17 protein-coding genes are annotated in these 25,720 nt (G+C 59.2%); 10 read left to right on the top strand and 7 right to left on the bottom strand.

What is annotated here, in order from left to right; genetic code table 11:
- Positions 1-314 precede the first annotated feature (314 nt).
- The 5 genes from GJ668_RS17070 (at position 315) to GJ668_RS17050 (ending at position 8,468) form a co-directional block, all read left to right on the top strand.
- Positions 315-899 (top strand): YdcF family protein, encoded by a 585-nt coding sequence (locus GJ668_RS17070; RefSeq protein ID WP_155451338.1) that lies wholly within the window; start codon positions 315-317, stop codon positions 897-899.
- Positions 896-4,192: an AMP-binding protein gene (locus GJ668_RS17065; protein ID WP_155451337.1), complete on the top strand. Its 3,297-nt coding sequence runs from the start codon at positions 896-898 to the stop codon at positions 4,190-4,192. Before GJ668_RS17070 ends, GJ668_RS17065 begins: the two co-directional genes overlap by 4 nt.
- A 136-nt stretch (positions 4,193-4,328) precedes the next feature.
- On the top strand, positions 4,329-5,012 hold the full coding sequence (locus tag GJ668_RS17060) for a glycosyltransferase family protein (protein WP_155451336.1): 684 nt from the start codon (positions 4,329-4,331) through the stop codon (positions 5,010-5,012).
- A 5-nt stretch (positions 5,013-5,017) separates the two neighbouring features.
- Positions 5,018-5,716, top strand: a complete 699-nt coding sequence (locus tag GJ668_RS17055; RefSeq protein WP_155451335.1) for a glycosyltransferase family 29 protein — start codon at positions 5,018-5,020, stop codon at positions 5,714-5,716.
- 190 nt (positions 5,717-5,906) lie between these two features.
- Positions 5,907-8,468, top strand: a complete 2,562-nt coding sequence (locus GJ668_RS17050; RefSeq protein ID WP_155451334.1) for a Mur ligase family protein — start codon at positions 5,907-5,909, stop codon at positions 8,466-8,468.
- Positions 8,469-8,597: 129 nt separating this feature from the next.
- Here GJ668_RS17050 and GJ668_RS17045 read toward each other — a convergent pair whose 3' ends face one another.
- Complete coding sequence (locus GJ668_RS17045) at positions 8,598-9,365, bottom strand: glycosyltransferase family 25 protein (protein ID WP_186343170.1); 768 nt, start codon at positions 9,363-9,365, stop codon at positions 8,598-8,600.
- 80 nt (positions 9,366-9,445) lie between these two features.
- Between GJ668_RS17045 and GJ668_RS17040 the strand changes: the two genes are divergently transcribed.
- A complete protein-coding gene (locus GJ668_RS17040; RefSeq protein WP_155451332.1) occupies positions 9,446-11,110 on the top strand; it encodes a glycosyltransferase family 2 protein in 1,665 nt (554 codons plus the stop codon).
- Between the two features lie 28 nt (positions 11,111-11,138).
- Here GJ668_RS17040 and GJ668_RS17035 read toward each other — a convergent pair whose 3' ends face one another.
- From GJ668_RS17035 to GJ668_RS17010, 6 genes are all read right to left on the bottom strand, one after another.
- Positions 11,139-12,557, bottom strand: a complete 1,419-nt coding sequence (locus GJ668_RS17035) for a hypothetical protein (protein WP_155451331.1) — start codon at positions 12,555-12,557, stop codon at positions 11,139-11,141.
- 858 nt (positions 12,558-13,415) lie between these two features.
- Entirely contained in the window at positions 13,416-15,650 is a 2,235-nt protein-coding gene (locus GJ668_RS17030) for a rhamnan synthesis F family protein (RefSeq protein WP_155451330.1), read from the bottom strand.
- A complete protein-coding gene (locus tag GJ668_RS17025) occupies positions 15,647-17,311 on the bottom strand; it encodes a glycosyltransferase family 4 protein (protein WP_155451329.1) in 1,665 nt (554 codons plus the stop codon). Before GJ668_RS17025 ends, GJ668_RS17030 begins: the two co-directional genes overlap by 4 nt.
- 21 nt (positions 17,312-17,332) lie before the next feature.
- On the bottom strand, positions 17,333-17,893 hold the full coding sequence (locus GJ668_RS17020; RefSeq protein ID WP_222930805.1) for a class I SAM-dependent methyltransferase: 561 nt from the start codon (positions 17,891-17,893) through the stop codon (positions 17,333-17,335).
- A 115-nt stretch (positions 17,894-18,008) separates the two neighbouring features.
- A complete protein-coding gene (locus GJ668_RS17015; RefSeq protein WP_155451327.1) occupies positions 18,009-19,082 on the bottom strand; it encodes a peptidoglycan DD-metalloendopeptidase family protein in 1,074 nt (357 codons plus the stop codon).
- Entirely contained in the window at positions 19,079-21,070 is a 1,992-nt protein-coding gene (locus GJ668_RS17010) for a sulfotransferase (protein WP_155451326.1), read from the bottom strand. Before GJ668_RS17010 ends, GJ668_RS17015 begins: the two co-directional genes overlap by 4 nt.
- Positions 21,071-21,448: 378 nt before the next feature.
- Between GJ668_RS17010 and GJ668_RS17005 the strand changes: the two genes are divergently transcribed.
- The 4 genes from GJ668_RS17005 to GJ668_RS16990 all read left to right on the top strand — a co-directional run bounded on the left by GJ668_RS17005 (position 21,449) and on the right by GJ668_RS16990 (position 25,495).
- The gene (locus GJ668_RS17005; RefSeq protein ID WP_186343169.1) at positions 21,449-23,254 is read left to right on the top strand and encodes an ATP-binding protein; all 1,806 of its coding nucleotides are present in this window, start codon (positions 21,449-21,451) and stop codon (positions 23,252-23,254) included.
- A gap of 94 nt (positions 23,255-23,348) precedes the next feature.
- On the top strand, positions 23,349-23,507 hold the full coding sequence (locus GJ668_RS17000) for a hypothetical protein (RefSeq protein ID WP_155451324.1): 159 nt from the start codon (positions 23,349-23,351) through the stop codon (positions 23,505-23,507).
- A 102-nt stretch (positions 23,508-23,609) separates the two neighbouring features.
- The gene (locus tag GJ668_RS16995) at positions 23,610-24,299 is read left to right on the top strand and encodes an HpcH/HpaI aldolase family protein (protein WP_155451323.1); all 690 of its coding nucleotides are present in this window, start codon (positions 23,610-23,612) and stop codon (positions 24,297-24,299) included.
- Positions 24,221-25,495, top strand: a complete 1,275-nt coding sequence (locus GJ668_RS16990) for a glycosyltransferase (RefSeq protein WP_155451322.1) — start codon at positions 24,221-24,223, stop codon at positions 25,493-25,495. Before GJ668_RS16995 ends, GJ668_RS16990 begins: the two co-directional genes overlap by 79 nt.
- Positions 25,496-25,720 lie beyond the last annotated feature (225 nt).

Below are 25,720 nucleotides of genomic sequence, written 5' to 3'. Positions count from 1 at the left end.
TACCAAAACATGGCTATTTTTCGCCCCTGAGAGCGCTCAAAAGGCGACTCTACCTGTTAAGTCCGACAGGCTGCTAGGTAAAGTGGCGCTTTTCTTGGGATACTCTACCATGCCCTCAAAGCCCACAATGGGCCTTTGGCGCAACAACTTGTCCTGCCGCAAGAAGGCCTGCTGCGCCATGGCAAACTGCCGCCACGAGGAGTCTCCGAGGCAAGGGCAACAGCCGCGGCGAGGCGCCAGCCAGCTGACGCGCGGGACTATTGGTTATACTACGCACCTACTCGCTCATTCCTATTAGTCACTCCGGCCTATACATGTTTCTCCTCAATCAAGAGTTAGTTGCCTCTTATCTGTTTATGGATGACAGGGAGTTAGAGGCCGATTTCACCTTCGTGTTGGGCATGAGTCTTTGGCATAGGCCCTTGGCCAGAGCGATGGACTTGTATCGTCAGGGGATCGCGGGACGTCTGCTTTTTTCGGGCGGCTACAACCCTAGGATTAGTCAGTGCGAGGCAGTCGAGATGTATCGCCTAGCCAGGGCTTCGGGCGTCCCTGATTCCGACATTCTGCTTGATACAGAAGCATCGAATACGGCTGAGAATTTTCTTTATGCTTCCCGACTTTTGCAGGATCGCGGCATCGCAACTGAAGCAATCACTATCAATATTGTTGCTATCCATTTTCATATGCGGCGAGCGTGGCTCACGGCTGAGAGGGTGTTCGGGGCCGGTATTCGGATAGGACTCGCCGCTTACCCTAGCGTGCATTATTCGAGCGCGGATTGGCATACATCTGTGCGAGGCAGGCAGGATGTCGCCGCGGAAATTTCCAAGATCGAACGTTATTTTCCCGGATCACTGCCATCCGGGTTGCAACAAACGAGAGTGGTGGGAAAGTGACGACCTCGAAGGATCATTGTCGTCTGGCCATCGTGAGGGGCGAGCCGCTCGGTTTCGACATGCCAGGCACGATCCAAAATGCCCTGCAACGTGCCCTCGCTAGCCAACCGGATGGCGTCTTTGTGTTTCTGGAGTCAAATGGTACTGCACGAACATGCCGTTTTGCCGAGGTTTGGGAGACAGCGTTGCGTATGCTGTGCGGTCTGCAAGCCCGAGGATGCCGTGCCGGTGAGCCGATCATCATCGACGCAGGCGAGCCCATCGACTTCATCCCGGCTCTTTGGGCCGTGCTGCTGGGTGGGATGGTCGCTGTGCCCATCGCCTACAGCCACTGGAATATTCGTGGTCAGCGCGAGTTCAATAGGCGTCTGGCTAAGCTGGCCGAGCGTCTCGGCCAGCCGCTTGTAATGACCTGTGACAACCCATCTTTCGATAAGGCCGATTACCGCTGTGCCTCTTTCAGTGCCCTGGCGCATAAGCCTCCAGCGGGGAGGATCGAGGCGACCTCGCGAGAGTCGCCGGCCGTTCTCATCTCGACCTCGGGCACCACTGGTCAGCCTCAGCTGGTCACTCTTAGCGGTATCGCCCTGATGCACCGCTGGTGGCCGGCAGGCCCAGATCAGGCTAATTCGGTCAGGTTTCTGAACTGGATGTCTCTTGATCATGTCATGGGACTGGGTTTCGCCAGCCCGAACAGCCTGGTCAAAGTGCAGATGAAGGCAGAATCTTTCGTACTCGCTCCGCTTCGTTGGTTCGCCATCGCCCAGCAGTACCGAATCACCCATGCCGGCATGTCCAATTTCGGTATGAGGCTGCTGGTCGATCCTGATTTGGAACGCCGCTGGGATCTTTCGAGTCTGCAGCGCGTGGGGGTTGGGACAGAGATGGTATCGCGCGCGCTGTGCAAACGCTTCATTGATCGCCTCGTCTGCCAGGGTGCGACTGAAGAGGTAGTTTTTCTGGGCTATGGATTGTCTGAATGTGGCCCAGTGGCGGGTGGTCAGCGGCCATTCCGCCCCCTTGCAAGCGAGACAGAGTCGATGTCAGCGTTGATCGATGTGCCGACCCGCGGGCACGCGATCCGGATTGTCGATGGGCAGGGCAAGTTGATCCCGGAGAGGCAAACTGGCCTAATCGAGGTGCAGGGCCCGACCATGACCACCGGCTATCATGGCGACATAGATGCCTCCAAGTCGCTATTCACCCCTGACGGCTGGTTGCGGACAGGCGACTTAGGTTATCTTGAGGACGGCTATCTCCGTGTGACGGGTCGCCAGAAAGAGGTTCTGGTCGTCAATGCCGTCAAGTATTCCTGTGCCGAGATTGATGCCAGCCTGCAAGCGTTGAACGGCATCTCGCAGGCATACGTCTTTTCGCTACCTGCAAGCGCCGATCAGGGTGAACGGGTGGCGCTGGTTTATGTGCCGGATATCGGACCGGGACAGACTGCCAACATAGCGGCCATCGAATCGGCGATCCGCAAGGCATGTGCTGATCAGTATGGTTTTGGCTTGATGCACTGCCTTGCGGTCGATGCCGCGCAGATACCGCGTACCCGCACTGGAAAGCTGGTACGCGCCCAGCTTCCTGAACTGCTTGCTCGGCCAGTGGAAACGGTCAAGCCACATTCCGGTGATGGGCGATTAGACGAGATGCAGGGCCGAATCGCCGGAATCATGGCGCAATTCATCGAGGGGACAAGGCCTGATATAGACGATGATTTCTTCGAGTTGGGCGGTGATTCTCTTGGTGCCTTGATGTTCACGAGCGCACTCGAGCGTGAGTTCAATGTCAGTTTGCCTCCCGCAGTCTTCACCCAGACGCCGACCATCCGCGGAATACTTGACTATTTACATAGGCGGCCAGTAGGAAAGGGCCGTCTTTCCTTGGTGCCGATACAGCATGGCGACTCGGGTATCTCGCTATTCGTTGCCCCGGGTGTTTGGGGAAACGCCGGCTATGCCGGTCAATTGGCGCATGATCTCGGTCCGATGTTTTCGGTGTGGACCCTGCATATAGCGGATCCGGGCAACCGAGCCTTGCAGATGAACAGCATCGCGGAATTTGCCGAGGATTGCCGCACCCTGCTGCGCACTGTTCAACCCCAGGGTCCTTATCACTTGGCCGGCCATTCGTTTGGCGGCCTGCTGGCCTTCGAGATGGCTGCTCAATTCCTGGCGGCGGGTGAAGAAGTCGCCACGCTCTCCATCATCGATACCCTCGCCAAGCTGGAACAACGCGATTTCGGGGTCACTGACGCAAAGCAGGCCGATTTTCTGATCGATCATCACCGTTACTTGACTCGACTTTATCTCCCACCGCTCATCCAAGGCGCTGTGCGTTATTTCAGGGCAGCAGACAGTGTCTACCTGAATCGTTCCGATAGGACCGGTGGCTGGGGCTACTTTGCTGCTAAGGGGGTAGAAGTCATTGATGTGCCGGGTGATCACCAATCGATCGTGCGCGGCCAGTCACTCTCCATGGTTGCAAGGCACATCACCGAGGGGTTGTGCCAGAACGGCAACTTTAACCTATCGCCACACCAATACGCGCCAGAAGCCGCGCGGTTGGCGATTCATCAGGCCTTCTCGGCTGCAATGGCCGGTGATCTAAGGCGGGAAATTGGTTCGCTACGCCAGGCTATCGCTGAAGATTCAGGCGCTCCTTACTGGCTTTACATGCGATTGGGCAGAGCGTGGTTGGCTGCTGGTAAAACCAGAAACGCAGTTGACTCGTATCTGGCAGCGGTTCGCGAAGATCCCTATCCCTTGACCAGCCACTTCCGATTTCGCGACTTGCTATCCCGCTATAAGAATCACCCGATAGCCAAGGCAGCTTTGGGCTTGTCGAGGGAAACTGTGGTGGACTGCCCATCGGCTGCACGGATGAGGGGAGTTCTGTGTGCAATGCTTGGCGATGAAGGGGAAGCGGAGAGAAGTTACCGGATTGGTCTGGACATTGTCCCGGAAAGTGTCGAACTCAGGCTGCTCTTGATCGATTTTCTGCGGATGACAGGACGCCAGGAAGAAGCTGTAGAACAGTTCGAAAAAGCATTGTCGTTCCCGATTCAGAATGATGTGATCTACAAGACCTTGGGTCAGCGAGCTTTACGATTGGGTCGACTCGATTTTGCGGAGCACTGCTTGCAGCGTGCAGTGTCAATTGATCCAGGTAATTTGGGTGCCCTGAGGCTGCTGGTTGGTATCTATTCCAGACGGGAAGAACAGCCGCGGTGCGCTGAGATAGAGGCTCGGCTAATCCAGACCTTGGCACGCAAAAAGTTTCGCGACTGAGCTTTTTGGGATGGGATTGATGTTGGGTCTCCTACTTCGGCCCGGACTACAGTTGATGGATCTTGCGCCGGGATTCTGCTAATTTTGCCGAAACAGCTTAGGAGAGTCGGCGGCAGCGGACCGGATAGATAAAGCCATGGTGCAATCACCGCTCAAAATCATGATCGGCTTCGATCCGATCGAAAGCGTGGCCATTCATGCGCTGATGCACTCGCTCATGGCCCATGCCAGCGTGCCGTTGGCCATTACCCCCATTGACATCAACCACCTGGGTGGCATCTATACTCGCCCACGCAATCCCAAGCAGAGCAACGCCTTCAGCTTCACCCGATTCCTTACCCCCTGGCTGAGCGGCTATGAGGGCTGGAGCCTGTTTTTGGACTGCGATATGCTGTTCCGCACCGACGTTGCCGAACTGTTTGCCCTAGCCGATCCTGACAAGGCCGTGATGGTGGTGCAGCACGACTACACCCCCACCACCGCCACAAAATACTTGGGCACGGTGCAGTACGCCTACCCGCGTAAAAACTGGTCCTCGGTAATGCTGTTCAACAACGCCCGCTGCAGGGTGCTCACTCCCGACTACGTCAACACCGCGCCAGCTCTGGATCTGCACCGCTTCTCCTGGGTGGACGACGACCGTATCGGCGCGTTGGGAGTACAGTGGAACCACTTGGTGGGGGAACTGCCTCCCAACGCGGAGGCTTGCATCGTTCACTGGACCATCGGCGGCCCCTATTTCCATGAGTATGCTGACGTGGAGTTCAGCGACGAATGGCGGGCCATGTACCAACGCGTGATCCACTGCGCTCAGCTCTAGTCCTAATGAAACCGAGGCTAGACGCGCGCAGCACACAGACTCTGGTGGTGGTGGGCAGCGCGCCGCTGAAGCAGGATCTCTCCGCACGCATCGACGCCTGCGACTGCGTGATCCGCTTCAACAACTGCAAGAACTACGGCGGCCACTCCGGCACCCGCACTAACATCCTGGTGCTGAGTAACACTGGCAGCCCCAACGAGAATCGTACCCTGCCGTTACTGCTGACCCCCCGCACCGAGGCGGAGGTGGCCGAGCAGTTGCCCTATCTAGCCCAGGCACAGGAGGTCTGGATCGCTCGTCCTAACCCCCAGCACATCCTCGCCCTACTACGGTCGGACGGGCGCCACCTCACCCCGCTGGGGCAACGGGAAGTGCAAAACCTGGAGCGATTCGGCGATTTGGCCCCGAACATGATCGCCACTCAGAAGATACCCCGAGAGAAGGTACGGCGAATCCCGGAACAGCTCTACACCCGGCTGTGGCGATGCCTGCTGGGCTTCGGCACCACCGGGGGGATCATCCCCAGCACCGGCATGCTCGGGATAGAGATGGCGCTGAACTACACGGCTCTGCGCCACCATCGCAAATACTATATCGGCTTCGGCTGGCAAGGCTGGCACGGCCACCCGTGGGCACTGGAGGAACGGCTGGTGAACGCCTATGTCAGCAAAGGTGTCCTCGCCCCGCTGCATGGTCCGAGGTGAGCCTGCACCCTCCCCTTTCTGGACTGAAAAGGCAACTATTCATGTGGGACAGGGATCTATCATCTGATTCAAGGAAGGAACGTTGGGCTCTTGTCAGCCCTCGTCGCGTGCACGAGTGAGCTGAGCGCTAGGCGGCTTGCGGCAACGCAGGCGCGGGCAAACCTTAGCGGCACAGGCGCTCGGTACCAGAATGCAAATCACGAAATTTCAGTTTCTGCGCAGCCCGAACCTGATTGCCCCCACAAGCGGCAGTCTCATTTCTCTTGGCTGCGGTGATTTTTCGCAACGGTTCAAGGGTCGCGTTCTACTCCGATGGCTCACTTGCTTGCCAACCACGTTGGCGCTCTCAGAGGCCGACTTGGAGGGACCAACAACAGCCGTTCTACCCAGATTGCTATTCGCCCTAAGCGAGCACGCACGAATCAATGATGATCCGATTCGGGTGCTTCACAAAAGCTCGACGGCCCTTCGCCTCTGGCTGCCGAGCGACGACCAAAAGGCTGCTGAAGCAGCGGCAGCGCTTACCTGCCATATCCTCTTAGAAATACAGCGGGGAAATCCCCCCAGCGTGAGCACCGCAAGACTCTGGGCCTCGCTACATTCCAGGTTCTGGAACCAGACGCACGCCCATCTCGCCCGAGCCGCTCAGCAGCTCGACATCCTTTTCACACGGTTGGATCTGGATGGGCGTCAGTTTCTACAACTCGGTCAAGGCTGCCGGCTGCGCCTTTGCAGCGAAACCCTGACCGACCGCACGCCACTCTTTGCGCGCATGGGCACCGACAAGGCAGCCCTTCACCACCTGATGCAACACCGGGGTGTACCACTGCCTACCCAGGAAGTGGTTGAGTCTCTTGAGCAAGCACTGGCTGCTGCGGAGAGGATTGGCTGGCCCATGGTGCTTAAGCTGGCATCTGGAGGCAAGGGCCGAGGAGTGTGGGTGGGGCTATCCGATCCAGAGGGGCTCCGGCAGGCCTGGCACAGCCAGGCTCAGGGTGTCCAGGCAAGGCAGTTGGTTCAGCAGACCTTGGTGGGTGATGATCATCGGTTTCTCGTGATCCAAGGCGAGCTGATGGCCGTAGCGCAGCGCCAGCCAGCCTTCCTTGTCAGTGATGGGAGGCGGCCTCTTGGCGATCAGATCGCCGCGCTGAACGCCGACCCGTTGCGAGGCCTTGGCTATGAGCGGTTGAAGAACCGTGTTCCAGTGGACACTCGTCTGCATCAGCTGCTGGCCAAACAGGGCTTTTCTGTTGATTCAGTACCCGCAGAAGGGACGCAGATCCAGCTATCACGCACGGCCAACATCTCTCAAGGCGGCAGCGCAGTCGATTGCAGCGACCGGGTGCATCCCGACAACCGCCGCCTCGCCGAGGACATCGCCAGGCTGATCGGCGGCGACGTGATAGGCCTCGACCTGATCAGCCGCAACATCGGCGTGAGCTGGCGCAGAGGCGGCACCTGGCTGCTAGAGGCCAATCTCTCCCCCGGCCTGCGCCCCCACCTGGTAGCCAACCCGCAGAGCGATCTCTGCCAACGGATCCTGCGCCGTTTGATGGGGGACAGCCCACGGGCGGGCCGCATCCCCACCGCACTCATCACCGGAAGCCTTGGCAAGACCACCGCCAGTCGGATGCTGGCCCATCTGCTTCAGAGTGCGGGCTTGCGGGTTGGACTCACCTCGTCCACGGGCATGGAGCTCGATGGTCAGGTGATCCTGAAGGGGGATTGCGCGGGTGGGAAGGCGGCCTTGCATCTGCTACAGGATCGGCGGGTGGAAGCGATGGTGGCCGAGATTGCGCGCGGTGGGCTCATCAAGGGTGGACTCGGGATCGCTCGGGCCGATGTCAGTGCCGTCCTTAATATCCATGATAACCACGTCGGTATGGATGGCATCCGCTCCCGCGCCGATCTTGCTCGAATCAAGGCGGTCGTGGCTAAGGCTGCCGAAAGGCTGCTGGTTCTGAATGCTGACGATCCGTTGGTGCTGGCCATGGCCCGTCACCGCAACCCGGCCTCGGTGGCCCTGGTGAGTGAGGAGCCAGGCTGCGCCGCCTGGCATGCCCACCGCCGGGCAGGTCACCTAGCCGTGAGCTACGGCAAGGGGCGCGAGGGCAAGGTGACCCTGCACCGTCAGGGTCAGCCGCTGCTCTCGATGCCGCTACGCGAGATTCCCGCCGCCGATGATGGCACCATCGCCACGATCGCCATCGCTGCCGCGTTCGCCACGGCCATGGCCCATGGGCTGGGACTCAATTCAACCCAGACGCTGAAGGGACTGCGCGATTACGGGCTGCAAGCGAGCCATCGCAATGGGCGTTTTGAAATCCTGATGCGTGAGCCTTGGCATCTCGTGCTCTGTTGGGCCGATGGTCCGGACGCCATGGCTTCAATCTCCAACTACGCCATAGCAGCCACAGAGACAGCGCCTCAACGCCGAGTGCTGCTCTGTTCCGTCCCGGACACCAGACCCGATGACTACGTCAGGGAGGTGGGCCGGGCCACGTGGGGCTTTCATCTGGTGATCTGTGCCGCATGGTTCGAACGGGATGGTCGCACACCTGATGAAGTTCCCGCGCTCCTGGAGGAGGGTGTACGCAGCCTTGGGTCGGGCAGGCCAACCGCCCTCTTGGCCGGTGAGGAATCGGCCGCGGTCCTTCTTCTGGCTCAGCAACTTCGGCCCGGAGATTTTTGTGTAGTCTGCAGTTTTGATACCTACAACATGCGAGAACGGCTCCTCGCCGCACTGCGCTAACGGCTGGCTCGACCCCGCATTCTTGACCTGCTACGGCAGCTGCCGGGAACGCTATGAGGTGGAGCCTGGGCATTGATTTGATCCGCCCCATTCACACCAATCGATAAGGAGCAATTAACGGCTGGTAGATCAAAATCTTTCAGGTGAGGTGAGTGGGCGAATAGCGAAGGGGACATTCCCGGCGTCGGTCCGGTAGATGTCAATAATCTGCCGCTGTGCCGGTTGATGGGTACGTTCTATGTGCTCCGGGTGAAGTGTGGAGCCAAGCGCGGTGTCATGGATGAAGAGGGGAAAGGTGCAGCAATAGGCGTTGAGAAAGCGGTAAATCACATAGTCCGCAAGCAGCCCCCCATATCGGTGAACGGATTTGAGGTTGACTAAGTCTGATGAGGCTGGATAGCCGGTCAGGAATCGGCTCATCAGCTTCTGCATCCCTTGCCTATTAATCAGGTAGGCGCCCGTAGACCAGGATTTTTGCTCCCAGCGTTGCCAGAGAATCCGATGCTGACGCCGCAGCCGGTGATTGAAGTTGATTAACGCGGCATTAGAGGTGTTGAGCTGAAGGATCTCCCAATCCGACGGCGCTGACGCGATGATGGCATCGGTATCGAACAGATAGTGGGAACGGATGTCGTCCTCCAGAATCAGCGCCTGCGGCTCGCCCAGCTCGGACGCAATGCGCACGGCCTTCAGGTGGGAGCTGAGACAAGCGAGCTCGACCACGCTGTTGCCCTGCGCATAGACTTTCTGAACCAGGATGCGTGGCAGGGTCTTCGGGGTTATCGCCTCGATACGCTGATGGGGTGAGTGGTGCTGGCTCAGCCAACGGAGCGTCTGAATACGGCGGTTAACGTCGACCTGCCGGTTGATCCAGAGATGCGGAGTCTGGGTTAGCAATATACGCAATCCGTGGTCACATAACCAAGCTTTTCTCGACAGATAAAGCAGGCTTTTCGTCCAGGAACAAGGATAGATTTATGGTAGATAATATCTCTGAAAAACATAGCAGCAAAGGGCATCAGCGCTGGAAAATAAATGTCTTAGTCAGGACTTCGGAACGGCCGAACTATTTTCGAGACTGCTACAATAGTATTCGCAGTCAAACTTATAAGAACTACCGCATCATTGTCTCTTGTGATAACGATCATACATTGAGCTATCTAAAAGAGTACGACGACATCTTCGTGGTAAAGGTTAACGCAGATAATCCAAAAAATTATCCGGCACTCGATGTATCTCGAGGTAAAGATGTGCCGCGATTCCCGGCGAACCTCTATCTTAATGAGCTCATGAAGCATGTCAACGAAGGTTTTATCATCTACTTAGATGATGATGATGCACTGCAAGCTCCCGAGAGCTTAGATACAATCGCGAAGCACATTTCTTGCGAGGATGATCTATTATTTTGGCGTGTACAGTTCCCGGAAGAGAGGCTGATACCGGAAGAGAAATATTTTAGTCGCCGCCCGGTATTCTGGCACATTAGTGGCATCGGCTTTGCCTTCCATTTTAAATACATAGCCTTCGCGAAATGGGATGGCTGGGCGGGAGGAGACTTTGCCGTAGCCTCCAAGCTATATGATGCTATTCCGAGCAAGGTCTACATTCAAGAGGTATTGACCGCCCTTCAACGCACTGAAAACTGGGGAGGAAGGGGCAGTAAAGACGACAAAATGGTTTCGTTGACAAAACGTGCCGCTCCGTTGTTCTCGATTGTGATACCAACGCACGACCGCCCTGTGTTGCTGAAGAGGGCTATCCACAGCGTTCTCAGTCAGTCATGGTCCGATTTCGAGTGCATCATCGTCGATGATGGCAGCAAGCCCGGGGCTTCGGCTGTAGTCGAGTCTTTTCGTGATGACCGACTCATCTACCATCGACACCCGCGTCACAAGGGTGTTGGGGGCGCTCGCAATACTGGGATTCGGATGGCGCGAGGCATCCTTGTTTGCTTGTTAGACGACGACGATGAATTCTTGCCGGGGATTCTTCAAGGTTTCTGTGACTTATTCCGACGGTGGGGGGGCGACATTGATTATGCATGGACGGGCATTGTACGCGTGCGGGATACGAGTAGTGGCGAGGTCGTTTGGCGGAGAAGCGTATGGCCAGAGAGGTTTGAGGACCGCGAGGCAGGCTTAGCCGTCGCTGCGGCGATTGGCGCGGGTTTCGGTCTATGTATTCGCAGGAAATGCTTCGAAAAAATAGGCGGCTTCAGAGAGGATTTTCAAGTCGCCGGAGATACCGAGTTTGTTATCCGGCTAGCACGGGATTTTAGATTTCGTACAGTCCCGAAAATACTCATCAAGATCCATGCGCATGAGGGTGTGCAGCGGACAGACAGTCGTTTCATGCTCGAGCGCTGGAACGTTTATAAGCAAATAATGGAATTGCACTGGGATTTCATTGTCAAACATAAGAACGTCATGCATGCTCACGTCAAAGCCTTCGCCATGCTCTGCTTTTCCGTAAATCAGAAAGAGGCAGGCCGGCGTATCTATATTGATTTGATAACGCGCTATCCCAACGATTGGATATTTCTTGCTGATCTATCTTGTTTTGAACTCTATGGCAAGGACTATGAACTATGGCGAAATGAGGGCGGTGTGCTGCTTCAGTCAAGTCGCTCTGAGTCGACGTAGTCGAGCAGGGGCAAGCGCGCGCCAAGCACTACCCACCGCGGATCAGGCTCGTGAAACGTTCGTAGGAAATCAAACCCAGGAGGTGCTCGCGGTTTTTCTCAAGCTCTGAGTAGTCACAAAAAGGACTGACAACGTCTCGGGTCAAGGATGCGAATAGCTCGGGGTTTCGGGATATCACCCCTATTCCCCAGTCAGAATCTACGCAACAAGCCGAAATCTTTGGTCTTTGCCGCAACATCACGAAAGCTTTCCAGGTTGTTCCGCTCCAATAACGGCCAGCAGGTGTTTCTCGGCATTCTGCGGTCTCACGCGCATGAAATTCGGTAGGCGGATTGCAGTATCGCATCACCAGGCATCCCTCTTTATTGAGTAGATCCAAGGCGTTCATGGCATCGCGATAGGCTTCAGCAGCTAGGCGGTAGCGGTCCAGAAAAATGACGTCGAATCCAGATTCGCTATCCCCCATGTCTGTCTTCGCGGTATTCAGCGAGGAGTCGTCGCTTCTTGAGGTCGAATCCAATGGGTTGAGCGGGTTATTGAGACCAGAATCGACTGACATCTTATGTGCGGAGCGTACCTTGTTGAAATTTTCTTCGGGATCCCTAACCCCGATCTCGAGGTAGCGGGTTTCCCGTTTACCGATAACCCCAAGCAGGTCATTGATGACGTCATATCGCTTGGGGCTCTTTGCTTGTTCCCGGTGACTTGCTGCGCGAGCGGCCTTTGCTGTGGCGTCGTTCTCTAGCCGAAAGAGCCTGTAGCGACTACGCATCGTTGAGTGGATCCATGCGTAATAGATGCGCTCTGAATGCTCATATTCCTGGAGAAATCTTTGACCCGCTTCCCTCGCTTCCTCCTCGCAATAGCCCGTGACCCCAACGTGCTTGACGACAACGCTTTTGTCGACCGCAATCAGTCCACCGGTCCGATGGGCAAAGCAACACGCCAGTGTATCGATGCCCCATCCAAACGGGTTGGTGCTCAAGCGCGCGGCTCGCAGCCTGTTCACAACCGCGCGATTGACGGCAAAAACGAGGCTGTCTATCGCTACCGCTGCCGCCAGAGAGCCATGCCCAATTTTGGCAAGCTCAGTGAATCGAATATCCCAGTAGGTACCACGTACGTCCGCCGACCATACCGCAAGGTTGCTTAGCCTGGAAAAGGCATCCTGGGCGGCGGCAACGACCTGGGACCAATCCTCTGTCAAGCAATCCGCGTGTATCACCATCATGTAGTCTGAGCTAAGCCTTTCAATACAGGCAGTCAGCTTATCAGCCCAGAATAGATTGTCTGGCCGTCTTACTGTGGTAATACTCTTGGGGAAGACGACGCTATCGGACGGATCCGAATAGATGATGACAACCTTATAACCGGCAACACGCACGGCTTCAGCGATGAGTCCTGCCTTTTCGTGTTGCCCTCTCCAGGAAATGACAAATACATCCAATTGAATGGAACCTCTAGAAGACCCTCTGCGGATTAGCGCAATTTAAGCGGGCTTTAGCTCGTAACTATGTGATCGATCGGAAGAGAATCTGGGAGAGACATCTGCGCTGTCCCGTTTTTCGGTCTATACATCTGTCAGCTTCATACCTGAATCAGACCCCGGATTGGAACTTTGCCCAGCGGAGAATTTGGGTCGAAGGCATAATTGTCTGGCAAATGGTGTATCAATACGCTTTCTTCGATCTTTCCATTGCAGTCAAGACCGACGAAATTGCGCGACCGGCACTTCGGCGGAACGTTGCAAAATGTCAGACCTTGGGCTGCTTTTTCACGGATATACCAACGCCCGAAATCCGGACTCCAACACTGGCTGCCGATAAATTCTCCCATTAGCTCCCTATCCATCAGGTAGTTTCCCTGATACGGCCATCTCAAATTCGCATATAGACGACCATTCGTCCTGATACGCGGCAATCGTCGCAAAGCATCGCGCTTGATAACGTCGGTACTGACTCTCTGACCTTCGGAGTTAATTTCATAACGCAGAAAAGAAGGAATCAATCCGTGCGGGCGTAGATGTTGCGTCCCGTGTGATTATGTGCCGCGAAGGAGTTATCCTTTGTTCCTCGCCCGCGAGGTTCTCCAGCGACTCGTCGCGGAGTTTGAGCACTGCCCAGCGCGTCCAGAGCGAAATGCATAATTTTCTTTGTGTTTAGCCTTGAAGACTTTCTGGATCTTGGCGAGACGCGGTTTGAAATTTTTATCTTTATTATGTCTTAAATCGCGCCTGCTCCGGCAAGAGTTGATTCTGCCGAGGCTGATCCAACCCAAAAACATCGCATACCGCACTGAGCGCGGTTTAGCACAGTAAAGTTGTCACCTGCACGAATACTGGCTTGCGGACACCCGTGAATTCCAAGATGAAGCTCCAATCGGCATCTCTCGTTTCACCCACGGAATGAGGTGGACAATCGGACACCCGCTTATGTACGAATGTCCCCAGATCAATGTAGCTCGCCCCCCGTAACCTAGCATAATCGAACGCACTCCCCATCCGGCGCCCACTGCCTCGATGAAAGCTTTTTGCATAAAAACAGAACGCCTCGGGGTTGGCTGCTATAGCAGCCCGATAGATTCTCAGGAAATGATTTCTCCACACAGTGCCGGCATCAAGATACACGATCCATTTTTTACTGCTTTTCTTGAGCCCGATATTTCGAGTGCTTGCCGCTCCTCCAGTCTCTATACATTTGATGTAGACCAGTTGCCCGGAGGCAAGCTCTTCGGCGAAACGCGTCGCAATGACCTGCGCACTGTCGTCGGTCGACGCATCATCGATGAGAATGACCTCATCATCCTTGCTGATTTGACGAAAGACAGGCTGTAATGAGTCCACTATTGCATCGCCACGATTATAGAGATAAACAATAATAGAGAAAGACTGCGGCTGCGGGGCAATAAAATTCCGACAAAGACCATGGTCCAGGATATCCTTATAGACCTCGCGGTGAGTTGTCTTCAAATATTCCACTGTCTCAATCACGCCATCTAGATTATCCTCCGGTCGGTACAGGGCCTTGACCTTGACCAGTTCGGCACCGAGACGCAGCAGAAAGAGTGGAAACACTGTGATATTCGTATGGAGTTTTTTCCTTAAGACCACCTCGCGGTGTTGCTCGTTGATATAGGCGTCCCAGGTAAAGCCCGCCTCTTGCAGAGTAGAGGTTAGCCGTGTCTCGTACTGCAATACAACTTGTCTAAAGCTTTGCTGTCTCTGCACCGCCTGAAAAAACGCCAAGAACGCGTCGGACGCAACCACGCGGGACGAAAAGACCATAAAAAAGCTCTGCAGATGCGGGCAGATCGATTGACTTTTTGTAAGCCCCCAAAAATCGTAGGCATTGGCCTGCATGACGGTGAATATGTCACCGAATCCCCGTATCGGCCCATAGCAGCTGTCGTTGCAGAGTATCAACTCCCGGTTGCGCAGCAAACCATGTTCGCGCAGCATGGCGATCCCTCTCTTGTAGGATCCGAAATCATATTCTCCGTGTCGTTCGGCAATGACGTAATCCGCCAGGGCATCCAGCTTTGCGCGTTCTGCCGCTGACAAGCGATTATCGGCAACATAGACGATCAGGTCGCAAACCTGCTTTAGCGCACGGAGATAACGAAGCACATATCGCTCCACGACTCCCTTCGCACTGTAGCCCGCGAAGACGCAAAGGCGGCCAGTCTTTCCATGCGTGCGTTCGTCATCAGTGGCAGGCCCCACAGCCGACTTCGGCGCATTGGCGGCGGCGGGCAGATGCCGCGTCGCACCCGACGTCGCTACCTGAGGTTCTGTCCTGCGAGCCCGGATGAGAAACTGATAGGTGCGCAGATCGTCCAGTTGAGCCGCATTGACACCGCGGATACGCAGCTGACCGAGATCGATGCCCTCATCGTTGCCGGATGCGCGCAGTCCCATGGAGCTGCGCTGGTAGATTCGGCGCATCTGCTCAAGGGCATAGCCAGTTTCCTCGAACAACCGCTGAACGCCCGCACGGGTAAAAAAGCGAATATGGGTAATATCCAGCAAGCCTTCCGGCTGATACGTGAAATCTCCCTGAGCCACGGCCTCGAGAATCGAGTGGTGCTGGATGTTCGGGATGCTGGCTAGCACCTGAGCGTCCGGGCTCAGCAAGTCTCGCAGGCGCAGCAGCGCGGTCCAGGGGTCGTACAAATGTTCTAAGACGTCTCCAAGGATCAGCGTATCGATCGACCCAGGCCCCAGCCCGTTCGCGGCAAAGTCGATCGCCTCCAAGGGGTGATCGAGAACAAGGTCCAAACGCTGCCTGGCAATCTCGGCCGAGGGTCGATGGGCTTCGATCCCCGCCACCCAGACACCCGCAAAGCGCTCCTTCAAAAAGAGCCCCGTCGCACCCGCCGCACACCCCAGATCCAGCACCCGCTTCGGCGGCTGCCGCAGCAGGGAGAGGAGATCCTTCCGTGGCTTATCGGTATAGGGCAGTCGCGCGCCTGCGGGCGCCTCGGAGGACAGCCGACGCCAAGGATAATCCGGCTCGGCAGACTCGCCGTCAGCCGGACTCATTCCGCCTCCTCAAGCAGTCCGTACTTCAGCGCCCAATGCACCGCACGGGTCAAGGTCAAGCGCGCGTCACCGGCCGACTTGGAGTCCAACAGCGGACCAAGCTCCGCCCCTTCGGCGAAATGCTGTAGCACAACGCTCAGCGACTTGGCCGGGGGCAAGACATAGTCAGAAAAACTCACGCTGCCAGCGTCAAGCAGGCTCCTGTAGCGGGACTTTGCATCGGCCGTGGCCAGCAGCCTGGTTTCTGGTCGCAGATGCGACGTCGGGTAACTGGCGAAGAGGGTAAAGGGATCCGGACGCGCCGGATGCGCCGGATGTGTCCCAACGCGCGGCACGCTCTCCGCCTTGTGGATACGGCGCAGATTCAGCTCATGCCACAGAGTCTCGTAGCTGCGCACGATCACCGACCAGTCGAACAGCTCACGTGCGCGCTGCGCCCCGGCTTCACCCAGCAGAGCGCGCAGCTCAGGATCCGTCAGCAACCGTTCGAAGGCGTCGGCGCAGGCCTTGACGTCCACCGAGACCAGTTGGCTGGTCTCGCCGCAGTAACGGTCGTAGGTGGTCTCTCCAGAGGCGTGCCGCCAAGCCAAATCCGCGCCCTCGCCCGGCGCCGGCATCCTCGTCGGGATGCGAAAGCCGTCAACGCCGTCGCGCACCGTGTCCTTGTAGCCGTTCCAGTCGCTCACCACCGCGGGCAGACCCGCCGCCATCGCCTCGATCGGCGTCAGCCCGAAGGTCTCTTGCAGATTGTCCGAGAGCGAGCAGAAGATGTCCGCTGCCGACCAGACCGGCACGCGGTAACGGGGATCACGTCCGTCCAGGAAATGGTGTTGCACCTGCGGGCAGAAGGTCCGGGCATCCTCGCGAAAAGTCCGCTCGATGAAGTCGTTCTGAAACCAGCCGCACTGAATCAGATGCACCCGCCGACCGAAGCGTCGGGCCGCCTCATCCAGCGCCAGGTACATCGGAACCGGATGCGCCTTGGCATGAAAACTCAGGCGGCCGACGAATAGCACCACCGGTTCGTCGTCGCCGATGCGCAGCTCCGCCCGCAACCGCTTTCGGGCTGCGGCGTCGTGCCTGCGCTCGATGCAATCCACGCCCAGCGGGATCACCGGCAACTGGGGCCGCATGAAGCGATGCGCCCCAACCCTGGCACGCAGGTAGTCCTCACGCTCGGTCAGCAGGGCCTCGACGGTCTGCTTCACGACCTGGGAGGTGCAGATCAGCGCGTCCCAAGCCTGCACCGGCGCCTCGACCAGATCCAGAATGGCCTCCATCGCCCCATGTGAGGCCGTGGTGTGCGTCACGCCGGTCAGGCTGTAGGTCCGCTGGTCGAGGCGCCGGCGCAGCCAGGCATCCGGGCCCAAGCCTGGACCTGGCAGGAATAGATTGCCCACCTCAGCGAGAGTCGCATGGCGCTCTTCGCTCACCCAGCGCACCGGACCATGAAACCCGTAGCCCTTCACCTGCTCATGAAAGGCCTTGGCCATTGATCGACTTGGGCAGTAGCAGTACAGCTCCTTCGCCTGGGTATGCTGGACGAAGCCCTTCAGAAAGCCCTCCCCCGCGGCGTGGCGCCCCATCAAGCGCGGCTTCTGGGTGCCATAGCCATCGGGGTGGTAATAGATGGCCGCGTTGGGTGTCAAGTTCAGTGGCATCGTGCTCTGGTCTCTCGAGGGTCAATCGGACAGCTTGCGTGCGTAAAGCTGATTGCCCGACACGGGCAGCACTTGTAACTTGCGCCGATAGATGTTGGTGAAGGCGTCGAGCGCCAGCTTCGGACAGCGCAGCAGGTCGGTATCCGCCGGGGCGTGCTCGGACCACAGATAGTCGTCGAATACCAACAACCCACCCACTCGCAGCAAACGGAAGGCCAGCACCGCATCGCACAGCACATCAGGCGCTTGGTGCGAGCCATCGACATATACGAAATCGAAGTAGCCCAGCCCCTGGGCCGCCAGCAGCCCGGCCAGCCCCAGATCAGACGGCTGCTTGTGTATTATCACCTGTACCCGATGCTTCGCCGCGCCAACCGCCAGTTGCAGATTGCGGCGACACCGCCGCTCGACCGCCGACATGTCCTTACCGGTCTTGATGTGCTCGAGCCCGCCCTGCCAGGAATCTAGGCAATGCAGCTCGAGTGGCCCCCGGTGGGTCAGGGTATCGATCAGGAAGCAAGCGCTTTGCCCCTCGTAGCTGCCGACCTCCAGCGCCTGGACCACAGTGTGGCGCTCTAGCAAGCGTGTCCAGAGAGCTTGGTTTTTTTGGTGCCAAGTGTTGGTGAAATCGTAAGCACTTTGGGGCGCGGATTGAGGCATGTGGGTAATCTATTTGAATTCTCTAAAAACGACTTGATCAGCGGATCTCGATCCGTTGTTCGCTCACCAGGGTCGACGTTGAGGCTTGCTCATCACCCTCCGCGACAGCAGACGCCGTCAGACTCACGCGCCCAAGGTATGGCCCCGGCTTCCAACCGTCAGGCGGGCGACTGCGGCCAGCGTAGACGAAGCGCTGCGCCTGGTCCTTTTCCAAGCGCAGCGGACGGTCAACGAGGAGCTCACCATCCGGCGCGATGATCTGCAGACGTCCCTGCCCCCCCTTACGCGGTCCCATCACGTCCGCCCAAAAGATCAGCGCCGGCGGATCATCCACCGCCACTGTGCCATCCAGACTCGGGCGATCACGCTCCCGCGCGGGCTCCGGGCGCTGGAGCGCGAAGCCCGTCGTCAGAATGGCCGTCGGCCGGTAGCTCAGTGCGGGTCGCAGCGCCGCCTGCCACAAGCCCTCCACCGCCTCGCCGCATGCCATCGCCGCAGGCTCCCGCCCAGTGAAGGGATCAACAACCTTGCCCTCGTGGCGCACCGCGAAATGGACGTGGGGAAACTCGGTTAGCCCGGAGAGACCAATCAGCCCAAGCACATCCCCGCGCTGCACATGTTGTCCCTTAGTGACCTTCACGCTGCCAGCACGCAAGTGTCCATACAGGGTCTCCCAGCCTTCTCGATGCCTCAAAATCACAGCATTTCCCGCCTCGCGCTGGCGGATTGACTCCCGTCCACGCTGGCGCACACTGATATCCGGCTCGCCGTCGCGCAACGCCTTGACCACACCGTCAGCCGCCGCGAGCACCGCCACGCCCTCACGCATCGCTTGCAAATTGGCAAGCCGGAAGTCCGTACCCGTGTGACCATCGTAGGTCAGGGTTCCGCAGCGATAGTCCGCTACCCCTGACCCTGGGCGGGTATCCACAAGGTTCTGCACATAACAGTCCTTCCCCGGCGTACAATCGACCGGCAGAGACAGCTCAAGGGAAATCGGCTGGGCGAGGGCCGGCGAAACCACCGCAGGCGCCAGCAGCCTGGGCAACATCCAACCGGCCCACAACCCAAGTCCGACGACCAACAACAGCCCGACACCCTGCTGCGTCACCGCACCGGGCCCACGCGGATCAGACTCTGATAGCCGTCCCACGCCCAGTCGGCCTCAAGCACCCGGCCTCGCCCCTGCGCCCAGTCCCGCCAATCCGCGCGGCTAAGTCCTTGACCCCAATCGATCGCGGACAAATCCACCACCGGCCGGTCTTCCCGGCAATGATAGGCAACCCACAACCTCGCCTGCGGGGCGGCATCTGCATAACGCGACAACAGCGCAAAGGCATCCGGCTCGTACTCCAGGCTGCCCAGAAAGAGCAGGTGGGTCGCCGTGCCCGCATCGGGCGGAACCTCTCGCTGCCAAGCAAACTGCCGCAGAGCTGGACCCTTGCGCAGCGCATCCAAGCACCGCACGCTCGCCTTGCCCGCCAGCGCAAAGCGCAAACAGGGTGTCACGGCGCCCATTTCCAAGGCATTGGCACCGGCCGGAAGCTGCTCCGCCACCTTGGCGCGAGCACGACGCTTGGCGTAAGCGAGATCGAATCCCTCGCCGAGCCACTGCCAATCGTTGAGGCGCCGGCCCGGGTCAGGCTCATGACCGAGCACAGGAACAGGTAACTGCCTAGCCTCCTTGCTGTAGCCAAAGGTCGCCATCGCATCGCGCACCTGCCAGGCCAGCCCCAAGGCCAGCGCCCGCGCGAGACCCGCTGGCTCACTGGCCACGCGTCCGACCGAACGGCTGGTCAATGCAGGGCCGTGCTTCTCCAACTCCTCCACCCGGTTGGGTTGGGTCTCGGCGCTAAAATTCATCGCGGCCTCGGCGCAGCGCGCCAGGCCCAGGGCGCGACACAATGCCTGCGCCGTCGCCGGATCGCTGACCAGATCCTCGTAACGCACCAAACGGTGCGGACGCGACCTCAGGCTCAATAGCTGCTGAAGATCAAAGCGCAGGCGTTCGATGATCCAGGCCTCATCGCGCATCAGCCGACCGCCGGGGAACGCCATCTGGCTGCGCACCAGCAGATCAACGAACGACAGCACCACATCCTCGAGCCGGCGCACGCACAGCAGCAACGCCCGCGGCGCAAAGCGCTCAACCAGCTGCGGCGCCTCCTCCAGGTACACCTCCTTCATTCCCCACAGCGGCAACTGACGCAAGGCCGGCAGCACCTGCTGCTCAAACCAGGGCAACGCCAGGCGGCGCGGATCGAAGTGCGCGGGATCGAAATCGGCGGTAATCCCGGCCTGCTCTAGGGTCAGGCGCAGCCGCTGCTCGCGTCCATCCGTCCAGCGGCGCAGCAGCATGGGCTCATGCAGTACCAACGACTCCCCCGGCGCGCTGAGCAGATCGCAGAGCAGGGTGGTACCCGAGCGCGCCAACCCAAAGATCAGCACCGGGGCCGAATTGGCCCGCGTCGCCAGCTGTCCGGATGCAGGCAAAGCGGTCTCGCGCCGCGTCTGGGGCGCGGCATCCCCTTTCGCAACCAACTCCGCCTCTCCCAGCAGAGAGCTGTAGACGCGGATAACCTCATCCGTCGCCAGGCGCACCGGCGAGGCGTTACCCTCGGCCCGCTGGTCTTCCGCTCGATCGGCTTGCTGCTCCCAAGCACCAAGCAGCCGCACCCAGGACAGCCGCGCCGCAGCATCGCACAACCCTTGCAGGCTGCCGCCCACTGCCGGCCGCTCGTAAAGCGTGCAGACCAGCGGAATACGCAATAGTGAAGCCACCGCAAGCGCCGCCGCGCTGTGCGCGTGCACTAGATTGAAGCCGTTGTCCGCAATCCAGGTACAGGCCTGAAGATAGTGATCGAGCTCCGCCCAGCCATCCTTACGGCCCGTCGGCGCCGACAGAAAGGGACGCGTCTCAACGCCAGCCTCAGACCCTTTGGCCGCGAGCAACACTACCTCATGCCCAAGACCGGCAAGCCCGCTTGCCAATTGCGCAATCGCACGCTCCGGGATCCCGACAGACGCCGATGAGATTGGAAAAAACGGCGGAGCCAGCATTGCAATGCGCCATCTGGCTTCCGATGAGTGTTGGTGCATGTGAGCGTCTCTTCATCCGCGCCGAGGCCGCAAGTGTATCAGAGCTCAGGCTCCGCGAGCGTTGGCGGATGTCGCTTCACAGGCACGATCATCAAACCCGGAAAACCCACGCGCGACGGATATAATAGGGGATCTCTTTCGGAGCGTATCATTCAGCCTCAAAACATAGTTTCAGGATGCCCCGTTACCATGCCCACTCAGGCGCGCCTCGCCCCCAATCCCCTTATTCTCGATGGCTACGGTTTCGGCTATCCGCAACCCGTACTGATCGGCGCCCTCAGCTGGCCGCGACGCATGCGTGTTGCGGCTGTGCAAACGCTCGAGAAACACCTTGATTATCTCCCTGATAGAGCACCAAGACCCCGGAGTTCCCTGCAGTTGTGCGACTGGTTCCTCCATCTCGCCTGGCAGATGCAGACCCACGCCCACATCCCGCTGCTACAGCCCGGCCGATTGCTGTGGGTGCGCTCAGCCGATGACGGCTATCGCAGCCAATTCGTCGCCCCCTATGTCGCGGCGGAGGCGTTGCTCCTGTGCCTGCACTGGCTAGCGGACACCCTCACCGCGCTCGACGACGCCGCCCCCGGCGCAGCTACCGAGGCCGCCGCGACAGCGAGCAGCGACCGCCTTCGCAGGCTGCGCGAGCGCCTTGCCCGCGACAGCGGTCAGGGCATCAACACCCCGCGCATCCTACGCGCCGCGGTCGAGCTGCGGGTGCCCTTCACTCGCCTCGACAGCAAGGCCTACATGATCGGCCAGGGTCCGCACAGTCGCTGGATGCGCAGCACCTACACCGACCGCACAAGCGCCATCTCATCCGGTTTTGCGCGCCACAAACAGCTGACCGCTCGCATCCTGTCCTTGCATGGTTTACCAGCGCCGCAACACTTCGCCGCCGGCAGCGCCGACGAGGCGGTGCGGCGGGCGCGTCAACTGGGCTTCCCGGTGGTCATCAAGCCCGACGACCTGGACGGCGGCAAGGGCGTGCATGCCGGGCTGCGCAACGAGGCCCTGGTGCGCCAATGCCATGCCGAGGCGCGCCGCCATTCGCGTAACATCTTGGTCGAGAAGCACGTCGAGGGGCGCGACTACCGCCTCACGGTCTTCGAGGGACGCTTGATCAAGGCGACCGAGCGCATCCCCGGGGGCGTCACCGGTAACGGCGTCGAGAGCGTTCGACGCCTCATCGACTCGGCCAACCAGCTCCCCGATATTCAACAGCGCACCAAGGACAGGGGCAAGCCATTGCTCCAGCTGGACACCGAGGCCATCGACCTGCTCGCCGAGGCAGGCCTGACCCCGGACAGCATCCCGCCCGAGGGAGACTTCATCCGCCTGCGCCGTCGCGCCAACGTCTCCACCGGAGGCCGGACTCGGATGGTCGGTGGAGAGGTCCACCCCGATAACGAACGATTGGCGATCCGAGCGGCCGCCGCCATGCGGCTCGACATCGCGGGGATCGATCTGATCATTCCGGATATCGGCCGCTCCTGGCTGGAGAGCGAGGCCATCATCTGCGAGGTCAACGCCCAACCGCAGATCGGCGAAATAGACCAACCCGGACTCTACAAGGAGATCATCCCAACCTTGCTCGGTGGAAACGGGCGAATCCCCGTGGCCTTGGTGCTGAAAGTCCGACGCAAGGGTACGGGCGCCGTGCTCGAGAGACTACGAACGCCCTTTGCCGCCGGCGCCGACAAGACCGTGCTCGCTGGCCACGGTCTGCTGCGCTTGGACCGCCACGAGCTTTCAAGGCCGGCCGAGTTCGGCTACCCGCAGGCCACCCAGGCCGCGTTGGCGCAGCCCGAGGCCGAGCGGGCGCTGCTGGTCGCCTCCCCTGCCGATATCCTTTCGCATGGCCTGCCGACCCCTTACATCGACCTACTGATCATCCATCCGGAAACGGCCATCGACACACGCCTAGAAGAGCGCCTTGGTCGGCTCGCGCGGCTGCTGCAACCCCACATCGAGGGCGCCATCGTCTGCCGGGAGGGCGATCCCCTCGCAACGGCGCTGATTGCACGCTGGCCCAACGCCTCGCCGCCGCGAATGATCGCCTACGCGCGAGAGGCACAGCCCATGCGCCTTGTAAGCCACAACGGCGAGCCGGCACCGTCCAGCGCCAACACGGCGCTACTGGCACGACTGGCCGAGGCACTAGCGACCCCGTCCAAGGCAGCATAACCTCCGCTCCACGAGAACAGTCGTATCCCCCTGCACATGTCATTACACAGCCAAAGCGTCAATCAACTCCGGCCTTGGCGACCGCCGGAAGACGATGACCGGCGCCGCAAGCAAGCTGCTGGTCATCAAGACCCTAGCCAATGCCTTCCGCTTGCCCTTACTCTGGGGCCTGTTCGCCAACGCCCGGTTTCGCATCCTGCATTCACCCGTGGTGTTGCCGCCAACGTCAACGGCCTGTACGATGGCCACCTAGCGCCGGGCTTCTGGGCCGCACGCGCCTACCGACCGCTCGCGATCGCCGGCTATTCCAACCGGGCTGCGCACTCCGCAAGCGCGGAGAGCGGGGCTTGAAGTCATGCAATCACCTCTGGAATTGGTTCTCTTCGAGAACGACGCGGCCAGCGCACGGCGGCACATGGCCTGGGGAATTTCTTCCTTCATGATCGACTGGGAAGTCATGGGCAAGGATTTCCGCCAACTGGGTTTCGACACGGAAATTCGTCCCGGTACGGTGGAAGACCTGAAAGGGATAGCCAGCCTTCCGGGCGCCAGGGCCTGGTGCCGGATCAACCGCTATGGCAGCCACACCGCCAGTGAGGTCGGCATGGCCCTGGATGCGGGTGCCCAAGTGATACTGCTTCCCATGGTCTCCGAGCTTTCGAAGGTGGCCTCCTTTGTCGAGATGATCGATCATCGCTGCGAAACCGGCCTCATGATTGAAACGATGGAAGGCGCCGCCCTGGCGCCGCAGCTTCGGGGCTTTCCCATCGATCTGGTCTTCTTCGGTTTGAACGACTTCGCTATCAGCCGAGGCGGCGGGTCTATTTTCCGGGCCCTGGCCGATGGCGCGGTCGAGAGGGTTCGCCGGGCCATACCGGAGATCCGTTTCGGTGTTGGCGGACTAACCGATCTGCGACGGGGGTATCCGATCCCCTCCACACGACTCTTGTCCGAGGAGCCTTGTCAATGGAGTTTCCCCAGATTATTCCGGATGCGTTCGTGGAGGTTTGGCCAGGAGAGGGCCCGCCGGAAATCTCGGTCCTGATGCCCATTTTCCATCAGACACGATATGTGCGCGATGCGGTCCTTTCGATACTGGCGCAACGGGGCGCCGTGACCGAGATCATCATTTCGGACGACGGTTCCACCGACGATACCTTTGAGACGGCCTGGCGAACGGTCCAAGATTGGTTGAACGCCCGAGGATCGCAACACCGCATCCTAATGCGCCGGGGATCGGAACGCCTTTGGCGGGACCATCAGGCACTGCTGGTGGATCGGGCCAGTTGCGATCTGGTTTGTTATGCCCATGGCGATGATGTCTCCCATCCTGGCCGGGCTCGAATCCTGGTTAGGGTATTCAATCATCGTCCCGAAGTGACGCTGCTGGCCTCGGAGGCCAGCTCAATTGACGCCAGGGGCCGTAACATCGGCGAAGAGCGGCCTGTGAGTCGCGATATTTACCTGAGACACTTGAGCTTCGAGGACATCCTCCAGTATCGGAGTCCCTTCCTCATTGGCTTTTCCCAGGCCTGGCGCCGCAGCAGCGTGGCATCTTTTCCACGGCTGGACAGAGACTTCGCGGCGGTTTCCCATGACCGTATCTTGCCCTTCCGTGCGGCACTCACCGGGAAGGTGGCGCTGATCCGATCCCAGCTCATCAAGCGGCGTCTGCATCCCGAGGCGGCCCACTACCTGATGTTCGACGAGCCCGATACCAGTCCGAAATTCGGACTGAGCCTCAATGGGCTGGTGGCCCGTACCGCCATGAAGCAGGATCTTGCCTTGGCGCGAAGCCTCGAGATGGTGGAGGAGCGGCAGTATCAAGATTTGCTGGCCGAGATCGACCGACTCATGGGGGAAGCCATAGAGACCCTCTTGATGACCCACCGCTTTCAGACCCGTGCCAACCGGCAGATTGCTTGGGTGGACGACGAAACCCTCCGACAGTTGCGCTGGAAACGACTGAGGGAGCAAGCGGGACAATCACAGAGTCTCCACGTTTTCATTGTTTCTTGGACGGGCAGGCACGACAACAGCCGGTCCATCGCCCAGACCATCAAGCCTCATGTAGACCAAATAACGGTGGTTTTCAGCGATCGTGACGACTCCATGGTCCCAGGCTTTCCCTGCGAGGCCATCCGTACCCCGGATGCCTGGTATTGGGGCAAGAAGTTCAGGACATGCCTAACCCGGATGTTTCATAAACCTGTGACCAGCCCCAGAAATCGACGGTTGTAGTCGAATTCAATGACGATTCTGCCCGTAAAAAGTGGGGCCGCCGCCTGCAACGCGGGCAGATTGACCGCGTGACGCTCGCCCACGGGCCAATTGGAGGTCGCAGAAGGGTGTGGTGACCGTCAGACAGGCGCAAGCGATCCGCCCCGCACGGGGTGGATGGTCAAGGTCGGAGGAGGTTGAGCGCCGGGGTTAGGTCGTGAGCGCCGGCGGCGGACGGGTGAGGAA

Origin of the sequence: Allochromatium palmeri, from assembly GCF_009720725.1 — a bacterium.
GTDB classification, from domain to species: Bacteria; Pseudomonadota; Gammaproteobacteria; order Chromatiales; family Chromatiaceae; genus Thermochromatium; species Thermochromatium palmeri.
The sequence above is the reverse complement of the archived record's forward strand: the minus strand, read 5'-3'. Positions and strand labels throughout refer to the sequence as shown.